9 protein-coding genes are annotated in these 9655 nt (G+C 67.7%); all 9 read left to right on the plus strand.

Annotated elements, in window-relative coordinates; genetic code table 11:
- The coding region (locus VF542_RS02330) for a type IV pilus twitching motility protein PilT (protein WP_408650097.1) at positions 1-890 on the plus strand (890 nt) is incomplete at its 5' end.
- Between the two features lie 4 nt (positions 891-894).
- Entirely contained in the window at positions 895-2124 is a 1230-nt protein-coding gene (locus tag VF542_RS02335) for a type II secretion system F family protein (RefSeq protein WP_408650098.1), read from the plus strand.
- A gap of 300 nt (positions 2125-2424) precedes the next feature.
- The gene (locus tag VF542_RS02340) at positions 2425-2856 is read left to right on the plus strand and encodes a prepilin-type N-terminal cleavage/methylation domain-containing protein (RefSeq protein WP_408650099.1); all 432 of its coding nucleotides are present in this window, start codon (positions 2425-2427) and stop codon (positions 2854-2856) included.
- Positions 2857-2954: 98 nt separating this feature from the next.
- Entirely contained in the window at positions 2955-3440 is a 486-nt protein-coding gene (locus VF542_RS02345) for a type IV pilus modification PilV family protein (RefSeq protein ID WP_408650100.1), read from the plus strand.
- Complete coding sequence (locus VF542_RS02350; protein WP_408650101.1) at positions 3434-4270, plus strand: prepilin-type N-terminal cleavage/methylation domain-containing protein; 837 nt, start codon at positions 3434-3436, stop codon at positions 4268-4270. The genes VF542_RS02345 and VF542_RS02350 overlap by 7 nt, the downstream gene beginning before the upstream one ends.
- A gap of 17 nt (positions 4271-4287) precedes the next feature.
- Positions 4288-7155 (plus strand): pilus assembly PilX N-terminal domain-containing protein, encoded by a 2868-nt coding sequence (locus VF542_RS02355; RefSeq protein WP_408650102.1) that lies wholly within the window; start codon positions 4288-4290, stop codon positions 7153-7155.
- Between the two features lie 62 nt (positions 7156-7217).
- Positions 7218-8006 carry a prepilin peptidase gene (locus VF542_RS02360; RefSeq protein WP_408650103.1) on the plus strand — a complete coding sequence of 263 codons (789 nt, stop codon included), beginning with the start codon at positions 7218-7220 and terminating at the stop codon, positions 8004-8006.
- Between the two features lie 46 nt (positions 8007-8052).
- The gene (gene pilM / locus VF542_RS02365; RefSeq protein WP_408650104.1) at positions 8053-9132 is read left to right on the plus strand and encodes a type IV pilus assembly protein PilM; all 1080 of its coding nucleotides are present in this window, start codon (positions 8053-8055) and stop codon (positions 9130-9132) included.
- A partial coding sequence (locus tag VF542_RS02370; RefSeq protein WP_408650105.1) for a hypothetical protein occupies positions 9129-9655 on the plus strand: 527 nt, incomplete at its 3' end. The genes pilM and VF542_RS02370, both read left to right, overlap by 4 nt.

Below are 9655 nucleotides of genomic sequence, written 5' to 3' on the forward strand. Positions count from 1 at the left end.
GCTCGAGCCTGTGGGACCGCTTCGACAGCACCCAGGAGCTCGACACCGCCTACGCGATACCCGGCGTGAGCCGGTTCCGGGTCAACGTCTACCGCCAGCGCGGCGCGGTGGGCGCGGCGTTCCGAGCCATTCCGCACAAGATCCGCAGTCTCGACGAGCTCGGCCTGCCCCGCTCGGTGGAAAGCTTCGCCCACCTGACCCGGGGCCTGGTGCTGGTCACCGGCCCGACCGGCTCAGGAAAGTCCACCACCCTGGCCGCGCTGCTGGACGTCGCCAACCAGACCCGCTCGGCGCACATCGTCACCATCGAGGACCCGATCGAGTACCTGCACTCGCACTCGCGCAGCGTGGTCAACCAGCGCGAGGTCGGTTCGGACACCTCCGACTTCGCCATCGCGCTCAAGCACGTGCTGCGCCAGGACCCCGACATCATCCTGGTCGGCGAGCTGCGCGACCTGGAGACCACCTCGGTGGCCGTCACCGCCGCCGAGACCGGTCACCTGGTGCTGGCCACCCTGCACACCCAGTCCGCGGCCCAGACGGTCGACCGGATGATCGACATCTACCCGCCGCACCAGCAGACCCAGATCCGGGCCCAGCTGGCCAACTGCCTGCAGGGCGTCGTCACCCAGGCCCTGGCACCGCGCAAGGACGGCATGGGCCGCTCGATCATCTGCGAGATCATGGTCGCCACCGCGGCGATCCGGAACCTGATCCGCGAGGGCAAGGTGCACCAGATCCCGTCCTTCCTGCAGTCCTCGGCCGATGCCGGGATGCTCAGCTTCGACCAGCACCTGGCCCAGCGGTTCAGCGAGCAGCTGGTCAGCAAGGGGACCGCGCTGGAGCTGGCCCACGATCCGAACGAGTTCAAGCGGCTGGCGAGGCTCTGACACCATGGCAACCAAGACGTTCGCCTACGAGGCGCTGGACCGTTCCGGCTTGCTGATGAAGGGCAAGATCGAGTCAGCCTCGGCCCAGGCCGCCGCCAACTCGCTCACCGACCAGAAGCTGCTGCCGCTGTCGGTGGAGCAGACCGGGCAGGGCCTGCAGAAGGACATCAAGATCCCGGGACTGGCCAAGCGGACCAGCCTGAAGGACCTGGCCATCCTGTCCCGGCAGTTCGCGTCGATGACCTCCTCCGGCCTCACCCTGCTGCGCTCGCTGGCGATCCTGGAGGACCAGACGTCCCGGCCGAAGCTCAAGCTCGCGCTCAGCCAGATCCGGGCCGACGTGCAGGGCGGCTCGACGCTGTCCAAGGCGATGGCCCTGCATCCCGACCACTTCCCGCTGCTGATGGTCAACATGGTCAAGGCCGGTGAGACCGGCGGCTTCCTGGACGAGGCGCTGACCCGGATCGCGAAGATGTACGAGGACGACTCGAACCTGCGGGCCAAGATCAAGGCAGCGATGACCTACCCCGTCATCGTGCTGCTGTTCTCGCTGCTGCTGGGCACCGGCGTCATCATCTTCATCGTTCCGGTGTTCGAGAAGATGTTCGCCCAGCTCGGCGGCAAGCTGCCGCTGCCCACCAAGATCATGGTGGTGCTCTCGCACAACGCCTACTGGGCGCTGCCGCTGGCCGTCATCGCCGCGGTGGCCGGCTTGCGGGGCTACCGCAGGGCGATGCGGACCAACTACAACTTCAGGCTCCGGATGGACCGGCTCAAGCTGCGGCTGCCGGTGTTCGGACCGCTGTTCACCAAGCTCGCGATCAGCCGCTGGGCGCGCAACCTGGGGACGCTGCTGGCGGTCGGCGTGCCGATCATCCAGGCGCTCGAGGTGGTCGGGGGGACCGCCGGCAACGCCGTGGTGTCCGAGGCGATGGACGATGTCCGGGCCGCGGTCCGGGTCGGCCAGCAGATGTCCGGGCCGCTGGGCAAGCACCCGCTGTTTCCGAACATGGTCGTGCAGATGATGGAAGTCGGCGAGGAGACCGGCCAGATCACCGAGATGCTGGACAAGGTCGCCGACTTCTACGACCACGAGGTGGAGACCGCCACCGAGTCGCTGACCTCGGCGATGGAACCGCTGCTGGTGGTCCTGCTCGGCGCCGTGATCGGCACCATGGTGATCTGCCTCTACCTGCCGATGTTCTCCATCTACCAGCACATCCAGACCGGCTGACGATCCGCCCCGCCTGACGATCCGCCCCGCCTGAGATGCGCTCCGCCTGACGATCCGCCCCGCCTGAGGATCCGCCCCGCCTGAGATCCGCCCCGGCTGGCCATCCGCCTCGGTTACTGACAGCTACCGTTCGCGACATCTCCATAACCGATAGTTATCAAGATGTAACTGAAAGTAGCTAAATAGTGGGCCTCGGCGCTAATTCTTCGTTAGGTAATGCCGATTTGACCTCATGAAGACCTAGCAAGGCTTTGGCACCCCGCGCCGAACGCCGCACTCCTAACGAGCCAGGAGGCTCTTATGCTCAACAAGCTGCACCAGCTCCGCGAGGAGCGCGCCGAGGGTGACAAGGGCTTTACCCTCATCGAACTGCTGGTAGTGGTCGTGATCATCGGCATCCTGATCGCCATCGCGATCCCGATGTACCTGAACTACCAGAAGGGCGCGAAGAACAAGTCCGCAGGCTCGGACACCCGCAACGCCATCGCGGTGATCGAGCAGTGCTACGCCGACAACGCCAACACCTACCCGACGGCCATCTCCGGTGTCGGCACCCCGGTGAGCAACTACACCCTGACCGGTTGCACCGGCGCCCAGCTCAACGTCAGCCCCGGCAACACCATGACCTACACCGTGGCCTCGGGCGCCTACACGATCGCGACCACCGCCGGAAGCCCGGGCGGCAAGGTCTACACCTACAGCAGCGCCACCGGCCAGACCGTCGTCACCTGATCCTGATAGCCAGGGCTGGGCGGGTGGTCACGACCGCCCGCCCAGTTCTCGTTATCCGGTTCCATCCATCATCGCCGCTCTACCGAGGAGGTGCAGGCATGACTCCACCGATGACCACCAGGTCCGTCGCTGGGCGTGCCGGCGCCCTCCTGCGGATGCGGCAGCAGGACGAGCAGGCACACTCGCGCGAGGGCGAGCCGCCGGCCGCCGGCGACGACGACGGGTTCACCCTCGCCGAGGTGGTCGTCTCGATCGCGCTGTTCACCGTGGTCTCCTTCGCGGTCATGCTGGCCCTGGTCACGTTGGTGAAGCTGACCGGCGTCACCCAGAACCGGGTCGCCGCCTCCAACCTCGCGCGGCAGGAGGTCGAGAGGCTGCGCGGCCAGAACAGCACTGCCAGCCAGCTGGACGCCGCCGCCTTGACGGTCGCGCTGAAGGGCACCAACTTCACCGTGACCCCGATCATGAGCCCCGCCGCCACCGCGACCTGCGCCCCCGGCGCCTCCCGCAAAGTGACCGTCAAGGTCAGCTGGCAGGACAGCTCCACCCGCACGGTCCGCTACGACACGGTGCTGTCGTGCTGAGCCGGCGCTGGCGGGCGATCCGGTCGCACGTCGCCCACTCACGACTGCGCACCGATGACCGGGGGGTCACCCTCGCCGAGTTGATGGTCAGCATGATCCTGACCACCATCCTCGGCACCATGGCGGTGCTGTTCTTCGTCGGCGCCAGCCATGCCGGTTACAAGACCGTGCTGACCAATCAGAACTCCGGCGACGCCCGGCTGACCCTGGACAGCTGGACCTCGATGCTGCGGGTGGCCGGCTGGCTGGACCCGAGCCTGCAGGCCGACCGGTTCGAGGAGATCACCAGCACCAAGATCGTCTTCTACGCCAATCTCAACAACCGTGCGACCGCCGTCACCGGCTCCTTCTCAGCGCCCCAGCCCACCACCAAGGTGGCGCTGATGCTGCGGGTGGGCACGCCCGGCTCCGGCGTCGGCCAGCTCGTCGAGGTCACCTTCAAGCCCGACAACACCACCGTGCAGTCGGTACGCCAGCTCGGGTTCAACGCCAAGGCGACCGGCGGCCAGCCGATCTTCCAGCCGTACTCCCGGATCGGCAGCCCGATCGACCTGACCCAGCTCGGCTGCCTGAACGGCACTACCCCGGCCGCCGGGTTGTGCCTGCAGACCGGGCAGGCCGGCTCCGGGCGGCTCGACCCGAGCATCATCGCCCCCGATTCGCTGGCCGTGAGCACCGGAACCTACCGCGGCAACCCGGCGCTCAACGTCGACAGGGCGCTCAACCAGATCGGCAGCATCGCCATCGCCTTCACCGCCCTGGATCCCACCGAAACCAGCAGCATGGATTTCGCGTCGCTGGCAGCGGTGAGTTCGGGGTACCCGTCATGAGATCCGGGGGCCGAGCCATGAGAAGAGCACCCAGCCGGCACCGCAGCCCGTGGGCGGCGGCATCGCGCCGGGGGCTGATCGCCAGGCTGCGCAGGGATGAAGCGGGCCAGAGTCTGGTGCTGGTGATGATGATCAGCATCATGGCGATGCTGATGCTCAGCACGGCGACCACCGCGCTGACCGGTCAGATCAAGCCGGCCAAGGCCAGTGTCGACTCCGGCGAGGCGATCGCCGCGGCGCAGGCCGGCCTGGAGAACTTCCTCAGCTGGGTCAACACCAACTGCCCCCCGACGGTCGGCTTCGAATGCGCGAGCCTGACCACCGGCATCACCAACAAGACCGGCATCTCCGACCCGCTGAACCAGCAGGGCGTGCCGATCACCGGCGGCGACGGCGTCACCAGCGTCGAGTCCTACTGGTGGACCGTCACCTTCGCGACCTCGGGCCTGGCCCGGGTCAGGTCGGTCGGTCAGGTGCCGACCGGCAAGCCCGACCCGAAGTACCTGATCAAGGTGCTGGTCGCCGACGTCGACGCGATGCCGAGCTTCAACAACTTCCAGTACTACACCAAGTACGAGACCTACTCGGCGGAGTTCGTCAACAGCTTCTACCAGGCGCGCTCGGTACAGGTCACCTCGGCGGCCAACCTCAACGGCACCTCGATCAGCGGCAGGAGCAGGCCCGGCACCCTGCAGTGGGACGGCACCTGCACCTACGTCAACGCCAGCACGACCCCGCTGTGCGACTCCAGCCACAGCACCAACGTCTGTGACGACCTGTACTACCCCAACGGCGCCGGACCCGGTCGCGGCACCAACACCGGGTGGAACAACGCCAGCCGGCGGCCCTCCAGCGCGATCCAGGATGCGATGGGAACCGATTCGAGCTTCGCCTACTTCACCGAAGGCGGTCGCTACACCCCGGCCACCGGGTCGTCGGTCCCGCTGACCCACAACGACACCTGCGATTCCTCCATGGAACCGAACATGGTGATGAACGGGCCCGTCTACAGCCAGGACGCCTACCTCGTCGACCGCGGCAAGGACACCGGCAACTCCAGGAACAGCAAGCCGAACTTCGACGCCGCGGCCTACACGGTGTGGACCGGCTCGATCAACGGCAGCCAGCAACCACTCGGAGCCAACGGCGGCTATGACCGCGCCTATCCCGGCACGGACGGCGCGGCCACCCTCACCGACAACTACCCCACCGACAGCTCCGGCAACTCGGTGTTCCCGATCTACCAGTCCAACGCGCTGGAGCTGCCCGAGGACGCCACCGAGGCGCTGCCGCTCGCCCAGTGCGTCTACACCGGCCCGACCCGGATCCAGATCACCGGAACCACCGCCCGGATCACCAGCCCGCTGACCCCGGCCGGCTCGTCGGCCTGCTACCAGAGCACCGGAACGTTCAGCAACATCAACACCCTCGACAGCGAGGGCCAGAGCACCACCGACGCCTCGGGTGGGGTGGTCAACGCGCTGGTCCCGCTGTCACGAACCCTGATCTATGTCAAGAACCCGGCGGCGTCGGTCAAGCCGACCCAGGCGACGGTGGCCAGCCCGGTGTTCAACACCACCACCAACCTGACGCTGCCGGCGGCCACCACCAGCGACGGCCTGACCGGTACCTGGGGCGACGACTCCTCCTACCTCGCCACCGCGGCCTGCCCGGCCCCGGCCAACCCGGCCAAGCGCCGCAACTTCGACTGCGAGGCCGGCCAGGGCACGCCCAAGAACGACGTGTTCACCGCCATCAAGGCGGCGACGGACGCCGAGCTGGCCACCGCGAACCCCACCACGGCGAGCCTGACCAGCGCGATCACCGGGCAACTGAGCGCGGCCTCCCGCACGGCGGGCATCGTGCCGGGTTCGGTGTGGTACGCCGCGACCGTCACCGCCGGCACCCCCACCAGCACCACCGTGACGCCCGACGCTCCCTCCGGCACCTTCCTGCAGAGCACCGTCGGCAGGGGCTACACGACCACGGCCAAGACCTGGAACGTCACGGTGGACCGGATGGTGTGCACCTCGCTGAACAGGGGCTCCTGCATCAACAGCACCACGCCGATCGTCCAGGGTGTGCTCAGCAGGACCGCCAGCGCGGCAACGGGCACGCCGATGAACAGCACGGAGAACTTTCCGTGGCACGGCAAGCAGCCGGGCGACAGCGGCTACGACGCGGCCAGGACCTACACCGACCCGGACAACGACATCACCACCTACTACCACGGCTACGGCGACGTCTACGTCGACGGCGTCACCAACGCCAACGTCTCGATCGTCGCCGAGCACGACATCGTCGTCACCAACGACCTGACGTACAACAACAACACGGTCACCAACACCAGCAACGGCCTGGCCCTGATCGCCACGCACAATGTGCGGATCTACCGTCCGATGACCTGCGCCACCGACGGCACCCTCGGCGTGACCACGCCCGGGTACTGCCCCAACGACCTCAGCGGGGCCTACACCGACAACCTGAGCTGGCCGGTTGCCAACAACTTCCCGTCCTACATGTACGAGCCGAACAACGCCCCGTCGATGACCAACGGCGGCCTCGGACTGATCTACGCGACGGTCTTCACGCTGCGTGGCTCATTTCTGGCCGACAACTTCTACCGGGGCGAGATCGGCTACGGGATCAACATCTACGGCGGTCTCTACCAGTACCACCGGGGCGCGACCAGCATGCCGTACCAGGGCCGGCCCTACCAGGGTTCGGGAACCAAGATGCCCGGCATCTCCGTGACCTACAACTACGACAACATGCGCGCCGGCCAAGCGGTGAACGGCGGCCTGCGGGTGCCCTACATCCCGCCACCGGACGGGCGACTGACCAGCAACACCTGGAATGTCATCAGCATCTCGACGGGATCCTGAGATGCTGACGCCCGTACCCCGCACCCTGGCAACCCGCACGCACCGACGGGAAGGTCCGCACCATGTGGCTGCTGCTCGTCGTGGTGGCCCTGTTCGGCCTGGCGATCGGGTCCTTCCTCAACGTCGTGATCTACCGGGTTCCCAACGGCGGATCGCTGATCGCCCCGGCCTCGCACTGCCCGCACTGCCAGGCACCGATTCGCAACCGGCACAATGTGCCGGTCCTGGGCTGGCTGGTGCTGCGCGGCCGCTGCGCCGACTGCGCGGCCCCGATCAGCGCCCGGTACCCGCTGGTCGAGCTGGCCACCGGTGTGGCGTTCGTCCTGGTGGCCTGGCGGCTGCACTCCCTCAACCGGCTGGCGGGACTGCCCGCCTGGCTGTACTTCACCGCGATCGCGATTGCGCTGGCAGCCATAGACATCGACTGTCACCGGCTGCCCAACTCGATCGTGCTGCCGTCCTACCCGGTGCTGGCGCTGTTGCTGGGAATTCCCCTGCTGTGGCAGCAGGACTACTGGGCGCTGCTGCGGACGGCGATCGGCTGCGCGGCGCTGTTCGGCAGTTACTTCGCGCTGGCGCTGGCCTATCCGAAGGGGATGGGCTTCGGCGACGTCAAGCTGGCCGGCCTGATCGGCGCCGTCCTCGGCTGGCTGAGCTACTCGGCGCTGCTCGTCGGGGCGTTCGCCGCGTTCCTGCTCGGTGGGGTGGCCGGCATCGCGGTGATCGCGAGCAGGCGTGGCACCGGCAAGACACCACTGCCCTTCGGCCCGTTCATGCTCGCCGGGGCGGCGCTGGCGCTGTACCTGGCCCAGCCGATCCTCGACAGCTACCTCCGGGTCACCGGGCTCTGAGCCCGGCCCCGCTCCTACTCCGCACTGCCCTTCTCCAGGAGACCCGATGAAACACCGCCAGATCGTCAACCCCAAAATCGGGATCGTCAACCCGGACGGTCACGCGATCGGCGTCGACATCGGCGCCACCTCGGTACGTGCGGCGATCTTGTCGCACGGCACCACCGACGGCCGCCCGTCGGTCAGCGTGCACGGCTGCGGCCACGTCGACCTGCCGCCCGGAGCGGTACTCAACGGTGTCGTCTGCGACCAGAGCATGGTGACGGCCGCGCTGCGGCAGCTGTGGTCCCAGAACCATTTCGAATGCCGCAACGTGATCCTCGGCATCACCAACCAGCAGACCGTGGTGCGTGATCTCCCGATGCCCAAGCTGCCCCATGACCAGCTGGTGAAGGCGCTGCCCTACCAGGCCCGCGAGGTGGTGCCGCTGCCGCTGGACCAGGCGCTGATCGACTGGCTGCCGCTGGGTGAGGCCGATGTCACCGGCATGGTGCCCGGCCTGCTGATCGCAACGCCTCGGCACCCGGTGCTCGCCGCCGTGCAGGCCATCCAGAGCGCCGGGCTGCAGGTCGCCCGGGTGGACCTCTCCTCCTTCGCGGCGCTGCGGGCCATCGCCGACGAGAATCAGGGCGTCGAGGCGATCGTCGACATCGGCGCGCACATGACCAACATCATCATCCACCGCCACGGGGTGCCCAAGGTGGTACGCGCGGTCGCCCGCGGTGGCCAGGAACTCACCGATCGGATCGTTGACCGGGTCGGCCTCGATCAGGAAAAAGCCGAGTCGGCCAAGCGGCTGCAGGGCCTGCAGTCCACCAACCGCAACTTCACCGATGCGCTCAACGAGGGAATCCGGCCACTGCTGGCCGAGATCCGGGGCTCGGTCAATTACTTCGGAACCACCGAACACAGCGCCCCGGTCGAGCGGCTGTCGCTCACCGGCGGCGGAGCGGCCCTGCCGGGCCTGGCCGAACTGCTCGGCGAGCACCTGGGGATTCCGGCCAACCTGGTCGCCCCGATGCAGCACGTGCGCAACCGGCTGGCATCCAAGGAAATCCGGAACGAGGACGCGGAGCTGTCAGCCACCGCGGTATCGGTAGGACTGGCGATGGGAGCAGCGGCATGACGACCATGCAGCCACGTGAGTTGTGGAGCACGATGCCGGGTTGGGGCATAGTCGCCAACCTGATTCCGCCCGAGGTGCTGCAAGCCCGGCGAGTACGTGCCATCCGCAAGCTGATGGCCTACGCGCTGTGCGTGCTGATCCTGATCGCCGGTGCCGGGTACAGCTTCGCCTGGTACCGCAGCCAGCAAGCCGCCGACGCCCTGTCCGCCGAGCAGAGCCGGACGTCGCAGTTGCTGGCACAGCAGAAGCGCTACGCCGACGTCACCCTGCTGCAAGGCAGCGTCGCCGGGGTCCGCACCCAGCTCTCCCGGCTGCTCGCCAGCGACGTGGACGCCTCGGCCCTGATCCTCTCGATCCTCACCCAGTTGCCGCAGGGTGCCACGGTCAGCCAGCTGGCGATCACCATGTCAGCACCGGCCGGCAAGAAGGCCACCGCCGATCCCGCCACCGGCAGCGCGGCCCTGGACACCTCCGGGCGCCCGCACATCGGCGTGATCAGCATTACCGGCCAAGCACTGCGGGT

The organism is Jatrophihabitans sp. (assembly GCF_036389215.1).
GTDB lineage: Bacteria > Actinomycetota > Actinomycetes > Mycobacteriales > Jatrophihabitantaceae > Jatrophihabitans_A.

What these genes read in the sequence shown, in the direction of transcription:
- VF542_RS02360 (WP_408650103.1), top strand. Translation starts at nt 7,218, where the DNA reads ATGTGGCTGCTGCTCGTCGTGGTGGCCCTGTTCGGCCTGGCGATCGGG.
- pilM (WP_408650104.1), top strand. Translation starts at nt 8,053, where the DNA reads ATGAAACACCGCCAGATCGTCAACCCCAAAATCGGGATCGTCAACCCG.
- VF542_RS02340 (WP_408650099.1), top strand. Translation starts at nt 2,425, where the DNA reads ATGCTCAACAAGCTGCACCAGCTCCGCGAGGAGCGCGCCGAGGGTGAC.
- VF542_RS02345 (WP_408650100.1), top strand. Translation starts at nt 2,955, where the DNA reads ATGACTCCACCGATGACCACCAGGTCCGTCGCTGGGCGTGCCGGCGCC.
- VF542_RS02335 (WP_408650098.1), top strand. Translation starts at nt 895, where the DNA reads ATGGCAACCAAGACGTTCGCCTACGAGGCGCTGGACCGTTCCGGCTTG.
- VF542_RS02355 (WP_408650102.1), top strand. Translation starts at nt 4,288, where the DNA reads ATGAGAAGAGCACCCAGCCGGCACCGCAGCCCGTGGGCGGCGGCATCG.